Annotated in this window: 15 protein-coding genes; 10 read left to right on the top strand and 5 right to left on the bottom strand. The window is 53.1% G+C overall.

From position 1 onward, the window contains the following. Positions 1 to 10: 10 nt before the first annotated feature. The gene (locus D7Z26_RS06900) at positions 11 to 1552 is read right to left on the bottom strand and encodes a Ppx/GppA phosphatase family protein (RefSeq protein ID WP_120975338.1); all 1542 of its coding nucleotides are present in this window, start codon (positions 1550 to 1552) and stop codon (positions 11 to 13) included. Positions 1553 to 1905: 353 nt separating this feature from the next. Between D7Z26_RS06900 and citZ the strand changes: the two genes are divergently transcribed. From citZ to D7Z26_RS06935, 7 genes are all read left to right on the top strand, one after another. After that, the gene (citZ, locus tag D7Z26_RS06905) at positions 1906 to 3018 is read left to right on the top strand and encodes a citrate synthase (protein WP_120975339.1); all 1113 of its coding nucleotides are present in this window, start codon (positions 1906 to 1908) and stop codon (positions 3016 to 3018) included. A gap of 104 nt (positions 3019 to 3122) precedes the next feature. Then, positions 3123 to 4415: an NADP-dependent isocitrate dehydrogenase gene (gene icd / locus D7Z26_RS06910; RefSeq protein ID WP_120975340.1), complete on the top strand. Its 1293-nt coding sequence runs from the start codon at positions 3123 to 3125 to the stop codon at positions 4413 to 4415. Positions 4416 to 4977: 562 nt separating this feature from the next. Further along, complete coding sequence (mdh, locus tag D7Z26_RS06915) at positions 4978 to 5922, top strand: malate dehydrogenase (RefSeq protein WP_120975341.1); 945 nt, start codon at positions 4978 to 4980, stop codon at positions 5920 to 5922. 224 nt (positions 5923 to 6146) lie between these two features. Next, positions 6147 to 6575, top strand: coding sequence for a DUF2269 family protein (locus D7Z26_RS06920; RefSeq protein WP_267900994.1), 429 nt, complete (start codon positions 6147 to 6149; stop codon positions 6573 to 6575). A gap of 135 nt (positions 6576 to 6710) precedes the next feature. Then, on the top strand, positions 6711 to 7931 hold the full coding sequence (locus D7Z26_RS06925) for an MDR family MFS transporter (protein WP_120975343.1): 1221 nt from the start codon (positions 6711 to 6713) through the stop codon (positions 7929 to 7931). 104 nt (positions 7932 to 8035) lie between these two features. Then, positions 8036 to 9229 carry a polysaccharide deacetylase family protein gene (locus D7Z26_RS06930; protein ID WP_120975344.1) on the top strand — a complete coding sequence of 398 codons (1194 nt, stop codon included), beginning with the start codon at positions 8036 to 8038 and terminating at the stop codon, positions 9227 to 9229. Positions 9230 to 9271: 42 nt separating this feature from the next. Next, the gene (locus tag D7Z26_RS06935; RefSeq protein WP_120975345.1) at positions 9272 to 10246 is read left to right on the top strand and encodes a DUF3221 domain-containing protein; all 975 of its coding nucleotides are present in this window, start codon (positions 9272 to 9274) and stop codon (positions 10244 to 10246) included. Positions 10247 to 10309: 63 nt separating this feature from the next. Here D7Z26_RS06935 and D7Z26_RS06940 read toward each other — a convergent pair whose 3' ends face one another. Further along, positions 10310 to 11116: a sugar phosphate isomerase/epimerase family protein gene (locus D7Z26_RS06940; protein ID WP_120975346.1), complete on the bottom strand. Its 807-nt coding sequence runs from the start codon at positions 11114 to 11116 to the stop codon at positions 10310 to 10312. Continuing rightward, positions 11113 to 11721 (bottom strand): 5'-deoxynucleotidase, encoded by a 609-nt coding sequence (yfbR, locus tag D7Z26_RS06945; RefSeq protein WP_120975347.1) that lies wholly within the window; start codon positions 11719 to 11721, stop codon positions 11113 to 11115. Before yfbR ends, D7Z26_RS06940 begins: the two co-directional genes overlap by 4 nt. 87 nt (positions 11722 to 11808) lie before the next feature. Between yfbR and D7Z26_RS06950 the strand changes: the two genes are divergently transcribed. The 3 genes from D7Z26_RS06950 (at position 11809) to D7Z26_RS06960 (ending at position 16051) form a co-directional block, all read left to right on the top strand. Next, positions 11809 to 13368, top strand: coding sequence for a fumarate hydratase (locus D7Z26_RS06950; RefSeq protein WP_120975348.1), 1560 nt, complete (start codon positions 11809 to 11811; stop codon positions 13366 to 13368). Positions 13369 to 13398: 30 nt separating this feature from the next. Beyond that, entirely contained in the window at positions 13399 to 15198 is a 1800-nt protein-coding gene (pnpS, locus tag D7Z26_RS06955; protein WP_120975349.1) for a two-component system histidine kinase PnpS, read from the top strand. A gap of 124 nt (positions 15199 to 15322) precedes the next feature. After that, positions 15323 to 16051, top strand: a complete 729-nt coding sequence (locus D7Z26_RS06960; RefSeq protein ID WP_120975350.1) for a response regulator transcription factor — start codon at positions 15323 to 15325, stop codon at positions 16049 to 16051. 940 nt (positions 16052 to 16991) lie between these two features. Here D7Z26_RS06960 and D7Z26_RS06975 read toward each other — a convergent pair. Beyond that, positions 16992 to 17690 carry a helix-turn-helix domain-containing protein gene (locus tag D7Z26_RS06975; protein ID WP_120975353.1) on the bottom strand — a complete coding sequence of 233 codons (699 nt, stop codon included), beginning with the start codon at positions 17688 to 17690 and terminating at the stop codon, positions 16992 to 16994. A gap of 113 nt (positions 17691 to 17803) precedes the next feature. After that, positions 17804 to 18673: a helix-turn-helix domain-containing protein gene (locus D7Z26_RS06980; RefSeq protein ID WP_120975354.1), complete on the bottom strand. Its 870-nt coding sequence runs from the start codon at positions 18671 to 18673 to the stop codon at positions 17804 to 17806. Between the last annotated feature and the right edge of the window lie 103 nt (positions 18674 to 18776).

Raw genomic sequence — 18776 nt, forward strand, 5'->3', positions numbered from 1 at the left:
AGCTGGGGAATTACCGGACCCGAACTTGAAGTTCGGGGGTGATTCCCCAATTTTTTTTGATTTCCTTGGAGTTGTTCTCGACTTCCATCTGTTCGACGGGCAGCGGATGGGTCGCATGGGCCAGCAGGCGCAATTTGTTGTTGCGCACGGATAGTTCAAGCGTCTCGATGGCTTGGGATTCGCTCCTGTCCAGCGCCGCGGCAAGCTGCAGCAGCGAGCCCAACCGAGCGATCGCATCGATATCGCCGTCCTTCAGCATGGAGCGGTAAGGCGCCAGCTTGCGTCTTAACGGGTTCGCTCCGCGATAGGAAGCGATGGCCGCGGAGATGAGCATCTCCCGGTGGGACAGTCCGTTCCAATGCGTATGCAGAAGCATGTAGAACGTGTGGTCCGCGCTGTCGTTGAAATCGATGACGGATCCGATGCGGAACAAACGGGCCGCGATGTCCAATAGACGACGCGAGTAAGCGGGCATATTCGCCCCGGCCGCGAGTTGGTCGTATAAAGTAACGGCTAATTTGCGCACTTGTTGGACGTGTTCGGCCGGAACGACGGGATATAGCGCGCTTAAGTTGCGAATGCTTTCTTCGAGTACGTAATCCTCGGCGTCCGAATGATGATGAGGCAGACAAGTTTCGTAGAAAAGGCCGTCGCGAAGTCCTGCGCCGCATGTGACGAGTTTCGAAGCTTGGGTGACTTGCATCACGGAGAGCAGGATCGCCAATCCCGGAACGATGACATCCCCGCGATCCTTGGACAAGCCCGGCAACTTCCGTCTGCGGTCAACGTCGATCGCCGCTAAGCTGCTTAGGGTCGTCGTAAGATCGGAATGATTCAGCTCGTACCCGTGCAAATAGGGGAACGGATAGTTCGATTGCCGCTGATGAAGCTTGGCGAGGGCTCGGACCGTTCCCCCAAGTCCGACGAGCGGCAGGCCGGCATGCTTCGATATCCATGCCTCGCCGGCGAGCATCCGGCGTGCTTCCGTCTGTATTTCCGCCAGAACGGCGGTCGATACGGGACCTTCTCCCAAACCGTATTTACCGGAAACGTTGACGCAGCCGATCGGGAAAGAAACGGCGGACACGATGCTCCGGTTTCGGATGAGGCTGATTTCGGTGCTTCCGCCGCCGATATCGACGACGAATCCGTCCGTCAAGCTCAGACTGTTCAACATGGCTCTGCTGCCGATGCGAGCTTCGTCTTCGCCGGACAAAATTTCGATCGAGAGTCCCGTAGAGGCCTGCAACCGATCGATAATCGAATCGCGGTTAACGGCTTGGCGAATCGCTGCCGTGGCGACGGCGCGGATGCTGCTCGCTCCGTGCTTCTCGCTGATCCTGGAGAAGTGCCGGAGCACCTCCGCCAGCTCCTCTACGGCGGCATCGGACAATGCCCCCTTGGAATCCATGCGCTGACTGAGACGGGCGGGCCAACGGCCCTGGTCCACTACGCGGTATGCTCCGTTGCCGTATAATTGATATACGGAAAGACGAACCGTATTCGAACCGATATCGATAATGCCGGTAATTTGATTTAATGGCGTATGCATAGGTTATCCTCCACCACGCGAATGCTTTGAACCATTGTATCATACTACGAATCGATCGAATAATTACGAAGTTTAAGCGCATGATTAACGATGACGAAATCCAACGTTTCAGAAATTCAAGAACGAATTGTTATGGTACCGATAAAGCATTTTTATTCCCCAATCGGTTCCATTCCCCGTAAAAATCGATTATCATTAAAAAAGGTCGGAAAATGTGAAGTTATTTCAGGTTTGCGTTCATTATTGAGTCAAGAGTGCTTCTTGCTCCCTCGCAGACTGATCTAGGCGTCAATCGGCCGTTTGCTGAGACAAGCCGAGCGATCCGAATTTTCTGGTTAAAGGAGAGAGAAAATATGACGGCAACCAAAGGCCTTGAAGGAATCGTTGCGGCGAAATCGTCGATTAGCTCCATCATTGACGGCGTCCTAACGTACCAAGGAATTAACATCGATGAATTGGCTGAAAAAGCTTCTTTCGAAGAAGTCGCTTATTTATTGTGGCACGGCAAGTTGCCGACGCAATCCGAGCTTGACGCTCTGATCGCCCAATTCGGCGAATACGCATCGATACCGTCGCAAGTAATCGACGGGTTGCGCTTATATCCGAAAGGCGCCAATTCCATGGCCGCGCTTCGGACGGCCATATCCAGCCTCGCTCTTTACGATAGCGAAGCAAACGATATGAGCACGGAAGCGAATTATCGCAAAGCGGTTAAGCTGCAAGCTCAATTGCCTACCGTCGTTGCGGCGTTCGCGCGCATTCGCGAAGGTAAAGAGCCCGTAGCTCCGAAGAAGGGCTTAAGCATCGCCCATAACTTCTTGTATATGCTTACCAGCGAAGAGCCTGCGGAAGTCGCAATCGAAGCGATGGACAAAGCTCTCGTATTGCACGCCGACCACGAGTTGAATGCCTCGACGTTCGCGGCGCGAGTCACGGTAGCTACGCTGTCGGATATTTATTCCGGCGTCACGTCCGCGATCGGCGCCCTCAAAGGCCCGCTGCACGGCGGCGCCAACGAAGCGGTAATGGTCATGCTTGACGAGATCGGAACGCTGGCTAACGTGGAGCCGTACATCCAGAACAAGCTCAATAACAAAGAGAAGGTTATGGGCTTCGGTCATCGCGTCTACAAGAACGGCGATCCGCGAGCTAAGCATCTCATGCAAATGTCCCGTCAACTCGGCGAGTTGAAAGGCGACATGACTTTGTACGAAATGTCCATCAAGATCGAGGATCTCATAACGGGTCAAAAAGGCTTGAAACCGAACGTGGACTTCTACTCCGCATCTTGCTATACGATGCTCGGAATCCCGCGCGACTTGTTCACGCCGATTTTCGCGATCAGCCGCGTATCCGGTTGGTCGGCGCATATCCTGGAACAATACCAGGACAACCGTCTGATCCGTCCTCGCGCGGAATACGTCGGACCGGTCGATCAGCATTACGTGCCGATCGCTCAACGCTAAAATCTAAAGTTGTTGCCGGCGGCTTGTCTTCCAGCCCGATTCGGGGGGGACAAGACGCCGGTTCTTTGCGAAAATATACGATTATCCAGGAGGAGAAGCAATTTATGAAACTCGAAAAATTCGCTGCGCCGACTTCCGGCGAGAAAATCACGGTAGACAATGGTGTATTAAACGTTCCTAACAATCCGATCATCCCATTCATCGAGGGCGACGGCACTGGCCGCGATATTTGGAAAGCTTCCAAACGCGTTCTTGACGCTGCGGTGGAAAAAGCCTATAACGGCGAAAAACAAATCGCTTGGTACGAAGTGTTCGCCGGCGAGAAAGCATTTAATACTTACGGCGAATGGCTTCCTGCGGACACGCTTACGGCGATCCGCGAGATGATCATCGCGATCAAAGGACCTTTGACGACTCCGATCGGCGGCGGTATCCGTTCCCTGAACGTAGCCCTTCGTCAAGAGCTCGACCTCTACGTTTGCTTGCGTCCGGTTCGTTACTTCGATGGCGTACCTTCTCCGGTTAAACGTCCAGAGCTCGTTGACATGGTTATTTTCCGCGAAAATACGGAAGATATCTATGCAGGTATCGAGTATCAAGCCGGCACGGAGCAAGTGAAGAAGGTGCTTGAGTTCCTGCAAAACGAAATGGGCGTTAACAAAATCCGCTTCCCGGAAACTTCCGGTATCGGCATCAAACCGGTTTCCGAAGACGGATCCAAACGTCTCGTTCGCGCCGCGATCGAATACGCGATCAAACACGGCCGCAAATCCGTTACGCTCGTTCATAAAGGCAACATCATGAAATATACCGAAGGCGCGTTCAAAAACTGGGGTTACGAAGTAGCCGAGCAAGAATTCGGCGACAAAGTATACACTTGGTCCGAATACGACCGCGTAAAAGCGGAGCAAGGCGAAGAAGCCGCTAACGCTTCCCAGAAAGCCGCTCTTGACGCCGGCAGAATTCTCATCAAAGACGCAATCGCCGACATCGCGCTTCAACAAGTACTGACTCGTCCAACTGACTTCGACGTTATCGCTACGTTGAACCTGAACGGCGACTACCTGTCCGATGCTTTGGCTGCTCAAGTCGGCGGTATCGGTATCGCTCCGGGCGCCAACATCAACTACTTGACTGGACACGCGATCTTCGAGGCGACTCACGGTACTGCGCCTAAGTATGCCGATAAAGACGTCGTGAACCCGGGTTCCGTTATCCTGTCCGGCGTTATGATGCTCGAGCATCTGGGCTGGTTGGAAGCTGCCGAGCTGATCTACAAAGGCTTGGAAAAATCCATTAACAGCAAAGTCGTGACTTACGACTTCGCTCGCCTGATGGAAGGCGCTACCGAAGTTAAATGTTCTGCTTTCGCAGACGAAATCATTAAGAATTTTTAATCCCTTTGTCCCCTGATAGGGGAGGATCAATCCCCCTAACTCCCCCTTTCCAAGGGGGACCCCAAAGGGCCGCGCCCTCTGGACACCCGCTTTCGAGCGTGGAGTTCCCGACGAGCGGTCCGAGCGGGGCTAGCGGTGGGAGGCGCTGAATTTCCGGTTGAAGGGAACCGCTCGCTGTTGCTGGCGACTCCCTTTCCGGAAATTCTGTCGCTCACTGCGTGCGCACGAACTGGGGCTTGCCGCTTATGCGTCTCGCCTGTTTAGAGGGCACGATTAAGAACAAATAGCCGAGCTACTGCGTGCTCGGGCATGAGCTGCGTTTCACGCACTCATGGAAAGAATTAAGTGCGTATAGGAAGTCGTTGCGGAAGAGCAATTCATTTGTCGGGGAACGTGCTGAAGGGCGCTTTTTCGGGGAATAATTGCTCTTTAGCTATTAATACAGTGAAACAGTAGGGGAAGCGTGGAACGAGTTGGCCTACGAGGATGCGAAGTGGAGTCATAAAGCATGCCTGTCCGGGCGCGAAATGCGTCTGACATAGATCAAAGGAGGAGATATGAAGTGGCAATCAAACGTGCGAAAATTACGGTCGTAGGCGCGGGATTCACTGGGGCTACGACGGCGCTTATGCTGGCTCAGAAAGAACTCGGAGACGTCGTATTGCTCGACATCCCGCAATTGGAAAACCCAACGAAGGGCAAGGCGTTGGACATGATGGAATCGACGCCTGTACAAGGCATCGACTCCAAAATCGTCGGCACTTCCAACTACGATGATTCCGCGAACTCCGATGTCGTCATTATTACGGCGGGTATCGCGCGCAAGCCGGGCATGAGCCGCGACGATCTCGTGAACACGAACGCTGGAATCGTAAGATCCGTGTGCGAGAACGTCAAAGCGACTAGCCCGAACGCTTACGTTATCATTCTCTCCAACCCGGTCGACGCGATGACTTACGTGGCTAACAAAGCGCTGGGCTTCCCGAAAAACCGCGTGATCGGCCAATCCGGCGTACTCGACACGGCTCGTTACAACACCTTCCTCGCGGAAGCGTTGAACGTATCCGTCGAAGACGTGCGCGGAGTCGTTCTCGGCGGACACGGCGATGACATGGTGCCTCTCGTACGTTACACGACGATCGGCGGCATCCCCGTCGAGAAGCTGCTTCCGAAAGAGCAGATCGATGCAATCGTGGCCCGCACTCGCGTCGGCGGCGGAGAAATCGTAAACCTTCTGGGCAACGGCAGCGCGTACTTCGCTCCGGCCGCATCCCTCGTGCAAATGACGGAAGCGATTTTGAAAGACAAAAAACGCATTCTTCCGATTATCGCGTTGCTTCAAGGCGAGTATGGCTACAACGACCTGTTTATGGGCGTCTTGGCCGTTCTGGGCGGCGACGGCATCGAGAAGATTTTCGAAATCGAGCTGACCGACGAAGAGAAGGCGGCGCTTGAGAAATCCGCCGACTCCGTACGTAATGTTATCAAGATCGTTGAGAACGCTTAAGCTAACTTGAACGAATCGGACATTACGGCAAAGGGGGCCCCCGGGCTCCCTTTTTTATCGACGAATCGAGCATCAACGTTGTCAGGTTATCCATTGTCATTATTTTGCTATATCGTGAAGGTTTGTTGTGGATTGCTCGCGGATGTTTTGTTCGTGCCAAAATTTGTGTATACTAGGGTTGTCTCAGTTTTGACTATTGGAGGTAATGACGCATGTATTCTGTTATGATCTTTTTGCACATTTTAGGTGCGGTAGGTATGGGAATTTATGCAATTATGCCTTTTGTCGTAGGCAAATTCAAGCAGCTGTCGGGAGCCGCGCAAGAAGGACTGGCGAGCGGTCTGATTTCGTCCGGAAGAATCGGCCAGTATGCGCTGGTTCTCCAATTGTTGACGGGCGGATACTTGATTTCCAACGCGGATGGCGGCGCTAAGTACACTGTCGGTTGGATGGTCGGAACGATCGTCCTGTTCATCGTGATCGGTGCGTTATCCGGCATTATTCAAGCGCCACTGAAACGGATTGCCGCCGCTGCAGTGAAATCGGAGAGCGCTAGCTCGGACATTTCCCGCGTTCAGACGCTCAGCGCGATCCTCTTCGTGTTGTTCTTGGTCATCATCTGGTTGATGGCGCATCCGACTTTCAAAGTGTAAAAAGCGATAAAGAGCAGAGGCGGCTAACCCGTTCGCGAACGATGCGAGCGGGTTTTTTGCTTAATTATGTTCAAATTCGTTGTGCTATAATTTTGAAACCCATAATTCGATCTTAAAGATAGGAACTTATAACGAATGAAAAATTGGTTTTCCAACTTCATAGGGCGTTATGACGGCGGGATATGGATTCGCGTGCTAGGCGCTGCGTTAACGACGATTACCGGATTCATGATCCGTCCATTCCTGGTGCTGTATTTGTACGATAAGCTCGAAGGCTCGGTTATCCTGCCGATGATCATCGTTGGCTTGCAACCGTTATGCGGTCTGTTCGTTAGCTGGTTCGGGGGCGGTTGGAGCGACCGTTTCGGTCGCAAGCCGCTGATCATAATCGCGTTAGCCCTTCAAATGCTCTGCATGGTCGGTTATGTGTTCGCGAATGAAGTATGGCATTATGCGCTTATTTCCATCGTGAACGGAATCGGTTTCGCTTTATACATGCCGGCAGCCAACGCGCAGATTACGGATCTAGTGACGGAGGAGAAGAGAGCCGAGGTCTTCGCATTAATGCATACCGCGTTTAACGTCGGAGCGGCGGTCGGACCCGTGCTGGGGTTGCTGATGTTCAGTTGGAACCCGTCTGCCGTGTTCCTTCTATCCGCGCTTTCCTTCGTCGCTTACGGTTTACTAGTATGGTTCAAGTTACCGGAAACGGCTCCGTTGAAGACGGGAGCAGCAAGCTCGGCTTCAGCCCTGTCGCGTACCAATCCGAAGTTTACGTGGGCTCTTCATAAGTCCCTGTTGCTTATTACGCTGCTTAGTTTGCCGGTCGGGCTCTTGTACGCGCAAGTGGAATCGACGTTTCCGCTGCACTTGCAGACGAATTTCCTTAATTACCGCACGTTGCTAGCCGCTATCCTCACGTTTAACGGCGTTATGGTTATCGCGCTGCAAATCTGGATCGCGAAGCGCACGGAATCGATGGCATCTTATATCGTTATCGGATTTTCCTACCTGCTGTTCGCTCTAGTTTCTCTCGGTTACGGTTATTCGAAGATCGTCATCGCTCTCTTCGTCTCCGAGTTTATTTTTACGATCGGGGAGATGATCTTCGGTCCGCATATCCAGAAAGCCGTTTCCTTGATGGCACCGGCCGAACAACGCGGCTTCTACTTCTCCGTATATGGCACGAGCCAGATGTTGTCGCGCGGGCTTGGACCGATTCTCGGAGGTTATCTGTTCAGCGTCGCGAACGGGGAGACTATGTTTACGGTATTGGCCGTACTCATTCTTGTAGCCGGGTATGGGCAGTTCAGAGTCGTTCGGCAAATCAACAATGGGCAGAAAGCTCTAGCGTAAGGACCCTTCGGGGTCCTTTTTTACGTTACGGCTGAACTTTGTTCCCGCGTCCCTCGTCAAATAGGTATCTTTTGGAAAAGTCGGTGATTCCTATTCGAGTACGGATGACGATCTTACTATTCTTTGTTATGAGTTTAACCGTCGCATCGGGCTGCAGCGTGCTAACCTCTTCCGCGGATAAGGCCGTATCTTCGGATGCAAAAGCCGAGCCTTCATCGCAGCCTGCTTCCCCGCTATCTCCCGCCGCGAGCCCGGAGCCGCAATCGACGCCTTCCGCGCCTTCAAGCCGGGAACCCGAGCCATCGGAAACCTCCGAGCTCGTTCCGTACGACGGAGTCGTCGAGCATATCTTTTTTCACCCGTTGATCGTTTATCCGCAGCTCGCTTTCGACAAAGACTCTTTATCGGATGGTTATAACGAATGGTTTACGACGATTCCCGAATTCAATAAGATGATGGATGCTCTTTATGCCGACGATTTCATTCTTGTGCACCTGGAAGACGTATACGAGGAACAAACGAGCGGCTCGGGGACGAAGATCGCCAAGAAAACGTTGATGCTGCCTAAAGGCAAGAAGCCGCTCGTCATCTCGATAGACGACCTGAACTATTACGATTATATGATCAAGAACGGAAATGCCTTTAAGCTCGTGCTGGATGCCGACGGCGACGCCGCGACTTATTCCGTGACCCCGGAAGGGATTGAGGTCGTATCCAGGGATAATGACGTGATTCCGTTACTCGACCGGTTCGTGGAGGCTCATCCCGATTTTTCTTTAAATGGGGCCAAGGGCGTAATCGCGTTAACGGGCTTTCAGGGTATTCTCGGTTATCGGACTCAGAGGGACTCGCCGGATCGCGAAACCGAAAAGACCGAAGTCCGTCCTATCATTGAGAGATTGAAGGAAACCGGTTGGACGTTCGGTTCGCATAGCTATGGGCATATCAATCTGAGTAAAGTAAGCCTGGACCGGTTGAAAAAAGATACCGAGGAGTGGAAGGACGAGGTGGAACCGTTGGTCGGAGCAACGGCTTTGTTTTTCTACCCGCATGGGGCAAGGGTCGAATACGGAAGTCCGAAGTTTAACTTTCTGGTAGCGAGCGGCTATCGGGTAATCTCGGCCGTAGGCCCGACTTCTTATACGAAAGTCATCGACGGTGCCTATACGATGGATCGTCGCCATATGGACGGGATTGCGCTTATTCAACAACCGAAAACGTTGAAGGACTTGTTCGATCCCGCGGAAGTGCTGGATACCGTTAATCGTCCGGCGGAATATTGGAAGCAACATTCCTAAACTTATCCTCGTCTGTAAATGATATGAAGGGGAGGGTTGCGCGTGCGTTCGTTGAGGATGTTCGTCGTTATGGTCGTTGTCGCGTCGATGCTCGCGGCTTGCGGTCAGAAGCCGGAGAAAACGGATAAGCAAGCGGGAGAGCAGGACCCTAATGCGGTATCCGCCGCGGTCGGATTTGTCGGATACGTGGTCAAGCAAAAGGGAGACCGGATTCTGGTCGTGAATGCTACGGAGCGCGACTTCAGCGCGAGCGACGGAGCGAGCCATTATTACGAGGCGATCTGGTTCTCGAAAGCTCCGAGCGATATCGTAATTGGAGATCGCGTGGACGTTGTGTCGGATGGAGGAATAGAAGCAAGCTATCCCGGGCAAGGCGCGGCGTCTAGCGTAGAGGTGCTTACGACTACGGAGCCGACGGGGGCTAAGCGGAAAGAAGCGGAAGCGGTTCGTATCGCTTTGCAAGATTCACGGGTCTCGGGATATGAAGTGCCCGTGGTGAAATCGGTCGAATACGATACCGAAGCTAAAGCTTGGTTCGTTGAAGTCACCCAAAACGGCGATGAAAACTCGCTGAAGGTAAAGGTTCCGGCCACGGATGACGGGCAGGAACTGGGAGATAAGCCTCCGTTGCCGGTCGTATACGCGGGGGAACAAGCTATAACGGTGTATCAGAGCTCGTACTGCTGGACTGCCAAGAAGACGGAACAATCTACCCAGAGCGTCTGCGCGGATTATGCCAGCCCATTCGGTATGCTTAAGGATGTATCACTGGATCAAGTGGCGGCAGGCCAAGAGATCGTATTCCGATTCGATTCGAAACAGCCGACGGAGACGAGCGTATCAAGGTTCGAAGAAAGTTCGGTCACTCAGGTAGAGTTGGATGGGAAAAAAGGTTTCCTAGCGCCTAGCGAACCGGGAAAGTATTACTACGGCATAGACGCGAAATGGTTAAGAGATACGGATAGAAGCGTGTCCGAAGGCTCTTCGAGCTATGCGTTCGCTATCGAAGTAAAATAAAAGGCTAGGCAACCGGATAAATGTTCATCCGGTTGCTTAGCCTTTGTCGTTATACGGCATCTACTAATTTAGCCAATCGTTCCAGTTACGTTCGATATAATCCTTCATCCACAAACAAACTTCCCATAAGTCGGAGACCGGCTGGTTCGTGAACGGCAACGTCTGGAGATATCCCGGAGGTCCGAATTCCGGCACGAAGATAAGCTGCTCCGCGCCCTGATCGCGCCGGTTGCGGGCGATGTCGCGCCACCAATCGGCGTGCGCGGCTAGAGCGGCGGCATGCTCGGGAGCGCCGGGATGATTGACTTGCGGTCCTTCGGCATAACCGACGCGCGAATGGATATGTATCGATCTCGCGGTCGCGAGCTTCATCCGCTCGGCCTGATTCTCGAGCAAAGATTCGCAGACGGTGCACCAATGGCTGAAGTCTGCGCATAGGTTGAGTCCCGGCACGTCCTTAAGCAGTTGCTCCGTCGCCCAAGGCGTGAACATCGCGCGGCCTCTGTGGGTTTCGTGAGCGATCGGGATGCCGAGGTCGCGTTCGACGTCGACGGCGAAACGATAGAAATCAAGCTGCTGCTCGTAAGGCATATCGTCTTTGGCGCTATGCGCGTTAATGAGAACGGGCGAGAAGGTTGCCGCGCGCTCGACTTGGCTCTTAAAAGATTGTTCGTGGTCGCCGCCGGTGAAAACCATGGAGGTATATCCCAATCCGTATTCCTTCAGAAGCGCTCTAAACCGTTCTTCCGTCGTCGGATCGGGAAGGCCCGCCTCGATCCCCGCGTATCCGGCCTCGGCGATCATTCTGAATTGCGTTTCAAGCGGCAGATGTTCCATTCCCCATAATGCTTTGAATATTCGCAGATTCACGCTTCATCGTCTCCTTGTTCGGTTTCCGTCAACTCGTCCAGCGTTTTCTCGAATGAAGGCGCCAGATGGGTTAAGAACCATTCGACTTCGGGCATGGCTAGCTTGCGCAGCCTCTCTTCGCTTTGTTTGCGCGCGGTCGCGAATTCGCGGTTTCCGGCGGACAACTCGCTCGTGCATTTTAAGTAAGCGTCCAGTAAGTCGGCAGCTTTCAACAGCTTGTCGAGCTCCGGATCGGCGGGTTTGCGCGCCAGCAGCGGACGGTAGCTCTCTTGCAATTCGGACGGAACGGCCGCAAGCAATCGCTCGGCAGCCAAATCTTCGATCTCCCGGAAATTAGCCAGAATGCGAGGATTGTGATGCTTGACGGGCGTTGGAATATCCCCGGTAAACACTTCCGTCGCATCGTGGAATAGCGCATAAGTCACGACTTCGCCCGGATCAATGTCGCGTCGGAATATTTCCCGCGCAATACTGCCTAGAGAATGGGCGATAAGCGCTACATGGTAGGAGTGCTCGGCAACGTTCTCCGGGGTCGAGCTTCGCATGAGGCTCCACCGTTCGATATTTTGCAATCGATATAAATACGCCAAAAAATGATTTGCCATCAACTCGACTCCTTTTCTCCCTCCGCATGTCTGTATGCTATTATATAATGTATAAGCATCATCGAACAGAGAGGGGAACCAGCACTCATGGCTTCAATTTTCGAACAAAGCATGTATCAACTTATCGTGGAAACCTCCACTAACCTTCCGGCGGACGTTCGCCGTGCGATATCCGCGGCCCGGGAAGCGGAAGACCGCGCGACTCGCGCCGGCTTGTCCTTGTCTACGATCGCCCAGAACATCGAGATGGCGGAATGTAACGTCTCTCCGATCTGCCAGGATACCGGTATGCCGACCTTCGTCGTGCATACTCCGGTTGGCGCCAATCAGATCGTCATGAAGCAGGAAATCAAGAACGCGATCGCCAAGGCGACCAAGGACGGCAAGCTGCGCACGAACTCGGTAGATTCGTTGACCGGAGCCAACACGGGGGACAACCTCGGACCGGGTACTCCCGTCATCCACTTCGAACAATGGGAACGCGACGAAGTAGACGTTCGTCTCATTCTTAAGGGCGGCGGCTGCGAAAATAAAAACATTCAATATAGCCTGCCTTGCGAAATCGAAGGACTCGGCAAAGCGGGTCGCGACCTCGACGGAATCCGCAAATGCGTGCTTCACGCGGTCTATCAAGCGCAAGGCCAAGGCTGCAGCGCAGGCTTCATCGGCGTCGGAATCGGAGGCGACCGGACGACGGGTTACGAATTGGCGAAGCAGCAATTGTTCCGTAAAGTGGAAGACGTTAACCCGATTCCGGAGCTGGCCAAGCTTGAAGAATATATTTTAGATAAAGCCAACCAATTGGGCATCGGAACGATGGGCTTCGGAGGCAACGTGACGTTGCTCGGCTGCAAAGTCGGCGTGAACAATCGCTTGCCGGCCAGCTTCTTCGTTTCGGTAGCTTACAACTGCTGGGCTTACCGTCGCCAAGGGGTCGTGCTGGACGGCAATACCCACGAGATCAAGAGCTGGGTGTACGAAGGCGGATCCGCGGTATCGATGTCGGAAACGGCCGCAGTCTCGGAGACGGTTGCAGGCGACAATGAGGAATCCGCTCCCGAGAAGGCGCGCGAAGTCGTTCTGCAAATGCCGCTATCCGAAGAAGACGTGCGCGGCTTAAGAGTGGGCGACGTCGTCATCTTGAACGGCGAGATGCATACGGGACGGGATGCGTTGCACAAGCATTTGATGGACCATGACGCGCCGATCGACTTGAACGGAGGAGTCATCTATCATTGCGGACCGGTCATGCTGAAGGATGACGAGGGTTGGCACGTGAAGGCGGCAGGCCCGACGACGAGCATCCGCGAGGAGCCTTACCAAGGCGACATCATGAAGAAATTCGGATTGCGCGCGGTCATCGGCAAAGGCGGCATGGGACCGAAAACGTTGGCGGCTCTGCAGGAGCACGGAGGCGTCTATATGAACGCGGTCGGCGGCGCGGCGCAGTATTACGCGGAATGCATTAAGAACGTGAACGGCGTCGACTTCATGGAATTCGGCATACCGGAAGCGATGTGGCATCTGCAGGTCGAAGGTTTCGCCGCGATCGTAACGATGGACTCGCATGGCAATAGCCTGCACGCCGACGTAGACAAAGATTCCAAAGCGAAACTAGCCCAGTTCAAGGATCCCGTTTTCGCATAATCGCAACGTTTAAGGAGCCAGTATCCGTCCATGACAAAATTTCGTTTGAAATTGACCGCATTGTTCGTCCTTCTAATCGGCTTCTCCGTATTGGCCGCGGGTTTGCTAATGGGCAACTCTTACCAGAAAAACCATCAGGATGCTCTTCGCGACCACATGATCCGCGAGCTGCACGTGCTGAACGCGGCCGCGCCATGGCCGGAATCTAAGGATGAGGCGGAGCAGGGCGCGTATTTCCAGGAGCAAGCGAAGCGGTTTAAGGAAATCGCGGGAATGCGCGTCACTTATATTCGTCTGGACGGAAAGGTGCTGGGCGATTCCGATCACGAGCCGGAGACGATGGACAACCATTTGACCCGCAAGGAAGTTCGGCAGGCGATGAACGAAGGCACCGGAAGCAGCGTTCGGCTGAGCGACACGTTAAAAGAAAGAATGATGTACGTGGCGATAACGGTCGGCGGAGCTAACGGCGGTCCGAAAGAAGGCATCATTCGTTTGTCGATGAGTCTAGGGGACATAGAACGAAGTTTGAATAACATGTGGCTGGCTTTGATCTTCGGCCTGTGCATGCTATTCGTGGTCGCCGGAATCGTCAGCTATCGCGTAGCGCTTAGCGTGACTCGTCCGCTAGAGCGCATGACTTCTGCGGCGAAGCGGATGGCGAACATGGATTACGCAATTCGCGTACCGGAAAGCGGCCGGGACGAGATGAGCGAGCTTGCGCGCGCGCTAAACGCGATGGCGGGCAGCTTGCAAGGTCAAGTGGATGAAATTCGCCGTAACGGCGTTCGACTGCAGGATGTACTGGACAATATGACGAGCGGCGTCGTCATGGTCGCGCACGATGGCCGGATTACGCTATATAATCGTCAGGCAGAACTATTGCTCGGCGGATCGGTAAAGGAAAGAGTCGGCAGAAGCTTTTCGGAAATCCGTCAGCATTACGAATTGGTCGGTATAATCCGGGAAGGACTGGAAAGTCACTCGCCGATTCACGAGGAATTAACGGTGTATTATCCGGAAGAGCGACTGCTTGAAATCCATCTCGTTCCGATGACGATGAGCGGAGAAGAAGAGTCGGGGCTGTTGCTAGTCCTGCAGGACGTGTCGGCGATCCGCCGGCTCGAGCGGATGCGGAGCGAGTTCGTAGCTAACGTTTCCCACGAGTTGAAGACGCCGGTGGCTGCCGTCAAAGGCTTTGCCGAGACGCTGCTTGCCGGAGCGGTGAACGATCCCGAGACCGCGAGATCGTTCCTCACGATCATCCAAGACGAAAGCGACAGATTGAATCGCCTGATCGGCGATATTTTGGAGCTGTCGAAAATCGAGTCGCGCCGTTCGCCGTTGCAGTTCTCGCCGATCGACTTGCCGATGTTCCTGGGCCGCATGAAGGAATTATTGTCCGCGGACGCCGCCAGGAAAAGCATTACCCTCGACGTTCAGTCCGAGGAAGGTCTTTTCTTGGAAGCGGACGAGGATAGATTGGGGCAGATCGTCATGAATCTGTTGCAGAACGGCATAAACTATACGCCCGAAGGCGGCAAGGTGAAAGTTCTCGCCGAGATTGTCGTCGATGAAGACACCGAGGAAGAGCTGGTACGGATTACGGTGTCCGATACCGGAATCGGCATTCCGAAAAAAGATATTCCGCGGATTTTCGAACGGTTTTACAGAGTGGACAAGGCCAGATCCCGCAGCTCGGGGGGCACGGGGTTAGGATTATCGATCGTCAAGCATCTAACCGAGCTCCATCATGGCACGATCCGGATCGAAAGCACGGTCGGGGTCGGCTCCCGATTTATTCTGGAATTGCCCCTGATTCAACCTTAATAGGACGGTTATACGCCTATTTTACGCTGAGATAACATTTGCATGATGTCGCCTTTACATTGGTATGATAAAACTAACAAGAAGAGCCAAATTGGCAGGACTTTCTGCTGGACCGGAGGGGCGCATGTCGGACAAAGTATTGATTATCGAAGACGAACCGACACTTGCACGTTTGGTAACCTATAATCTTTCTCAAGAGGGTTACGAAACGGAAGTCGTAGGGAATGGCGCGGAAGGACTTCATAAGGCGATCCATGAGCAATATGCCATTATTTTTCTAGATTTGATGTTACCCGGAATGAATGGGTTCGAGGTGCTCCAGAAGCTGCGCCAGAACGGCGTCAAGACGCCGGTCATCATCCTTACCGCGAGGAACGCGGAGGAAGAAGTGGTGCAAGGACTTAAGCTTGGCGCCGACGACTACATTACGAAGCCGTTCGGAGTCGCCGAGCTGCTTGCGCGTACTTCCGCGGTGCTGCGGCGCTCTCGCAACGAAGAGAGCAAGCCATCCGTTGCGAGCGGAGGGGACAAGGTCATCTCGATCGGGGACCTGCAAATATTCCCGGACAAATACGAGGTATTCTCGAACGGTCAGTGGATCACGTTGCGACCGAAGGAGTTCGAGGTTCTGCTGTATTTGGCGGAAAGACCGGGCATCGTCATTACGCGCGACGATCTCATGAACGTCGTATGGGGATTCGATTATATCGGCGGGCAGCGTACGGTAGACGTGCACGTGAGCTCGCTGCGCAAGAAGCTGGAGCTTAACCAACAGAGCGTACAGATCGACTCGATCCGCGGAGTTGGTTATAAGCTATTTATCAACCGCAAAACAACCTCGTCAAGCCGTTAGGCTCGGGCGAGGTTGTTTTGCGGTTACGGGTGGAGGGGAGTTGGGCGTGATGGTTCGCCGCCCTCAATGTCGCAGAATGCAGCAATGAGAGCTCAAACCAATCAACCTCCGCCCTCATTGTCGCAGAATTCAGCAATGAGAGCTCAAACCAACTAACCTCCGCCCTCATTGTCGCAAAATGCAGCAATGAGAGCTCAAACCAACTAACCTCCGCCCTCATTGTCGCAAAATGCAGCAATGAGAGTTCAAACCAACCAACCTCCGCCCTTATTGTTGCAGAATGCAGCATTGAGAGCTCAAACCAACCAACCTCCGCTCTCATTGTCACAAAATGCAGCAATGAGAGCTCAAACCAACCAACCTCCGCCCTCATTGTCGCAGAATGCAGCAATGAGAGCTCAAACCAACCAGCCCTCCTGCTCATTGTCGCAAAATGCACCAATGAGAGTTCAAACCAACCAACCTCAACCCTCATTGTCGCAAAATACAGCAATGAGAGCTCAAACCACCCAACCTCCGCCCTCATTGTCGCAGAATGCAGCAATGAGAGCTCAAACCACCCAACCTCCGCCCTCATTGTCGCAAATTGCACCAATGAGAGCTCAAATCAACCAACCTCCGCTCTCATTGTCGCAGAATGCAGCAATGAGAGCTCAAACCAATCAACCTCCGCCCTCATTGTCGCAGAATTCAGCAATGAGAGCTCAAACCAACTAACCTCCGCCCTCATTGTCGCAAAATGCAGCAATGAGAGCTCAAACCAACTAACCTCCGCCCTCATTGTCGCAAAATGCAGCAATGAGAGTTCAAACCAACCAACCTCCGCCCTCATTGTTGCAGAATGCAGCAATGAGAGCTCAATCCAACCAACTTCCGCCCTCAATGTCGTAGAATGCAGCAATGAGAGCTCAAACCAACCATCCTCCGCCCCTTTGTCGGTTCAATTCAGCAAATGGGGTAGCCTAGCTTTGTTGATGGTATAACCGCACACTCGTTTAACATCCGACCGGGTTGCGAACAGCAACTGCTTCTTCACGAGAGCTCGCAAGTGGCGCACGGCCGTGCTGCGGTGCAAGTGAAGTTTCTCGGCAACGTGCTTGGGAGTCAGGTTTGTCGATAGGGAAGCCGCGATTCGCATGATGGACATCTCGGTCGGAGACAAAGGCACAGCTTGATTTTGCACGGATGCCCCGATTTTCCCGAAGAGCTGCTGAATCAATTGTTGTCCGAGACGAGGGCGTTCGATGATGTCGTCGTAGGCGAATCGAAGGACGATCCAACCGTCTACTACGAGATGGTTTTGTCGAATTAAATGATCGGCGAACTGCTTTCGGTCAATGTCGCGCCAGTGCGGGCCGTATCCATCGACTTCGAAACAGATTTTGTATCCTTCCGCGATATATGCGAAGTCCAAATAGCGCGATCCGTCTTTGAAATCCTTCACCTCGAACTCCGCATGGAGGTTGTCGAAGCGACCTATTGCCGGCCACCAAACTTGTTGAATGAACATTTTCTCTGCATGGTTGTTAGCGTTGAGCAATCTTCTTTTCCTTTCTCCGGTGCTCGTTACGATCATCTTCGATAGCCAATCTTCGTAAGCGCGCTTCAGTTCCGCTGTAAACAGTTGCCCTTTTACCATTAGCGATTCCACCTTTTCGCATCGTTATTTATTAAATAAAAAACCGCCCGATCCGGTTATCTCCGGAAAAGGCGGCGCGTGCTTCGCATCCGTATTGCCTTTATCGATCTAGCTTAGCTTCGTCCCCAAGCGAGCATCTTGCGTTGGAACTCTTTCGGGGAACAGCCGTTGAAGCGTTTGAACATTTTGTAGAAGTGGGCCATGTTCGCCATGCCGATCTGGTCGCCGACCTCGCTGACGCTCATGTCGCGGGTAAGCAGAAGCTGCTCGGCTCGTTTGATTTTTCGGAAGTTGACGTATTCCGTGAAGCTGAGACTCATCGTTTTCTTGAAAAATTTGACGAAATAATAATAGCTCATATTGGCGAGGCGGCAAGCGTCCTCCACCGAGATTCGATCGTCGATGCGGGATTCTACGAAATCGAGCACCGGCTTCAGTCGAATACGTTCCACCCGGTCTTGGTCGGCGAGCAATCCGCGGGTGTCGTTGCGAATCAAGATGAGCAGAAGTTTCTTGATCAACATGTTAACCGCTAGCTCGTAACCGCTTTCTTTGCACAAAGCTTCTTGGTGGATTTGACGGATACAATCGGCCATTTCATTGCGTGCGACGGCATTCTCGCGAAAAATATAATTCATGGCGCTCAATGGCACCTTGGTTTCATTAAAATATTGCAAATAGGGGATCGTGCTCTGATCGAAATAAGTGTTCAGATCGAACTGAAGCACGATATAATCGAGCGTTCCGCCGAGATTCCTATCGCGATGAAGCTGAGAGTTGCCCAATATGACGACGTCTCCAGTCTTCATATCAAACGTTTCGTCGCTAAGATCGACGCAGAAACTCCCTTGCTGGACGAGCATGAGCTCGCACTCGGGATGATAATGCCAAGTCACGGAACCGGAATCATTGCGCGTTGTCTGCCAGATTTTCAGAGACAGCAACGGGTTCTCGTATTCGATCGTTTCTCTGATGGCTTGCACGGGGTCAGCCCTTTCTATGACAAAATCACATAAAATACTCGCACCTGAGCGGATGGGAATTCTACCAAAGTATGATAAACTAATTGTAATTTGAATCCTGCAA

The organism is Cohnella endophytica, from assembly GCF_003628305.1.
Taxonomy (GTDB): Bacteria; Bacillota; Bacilli; order Paenibacillales; family Paenibacillaceae; genus Cohnella; species Cohnella endophytica.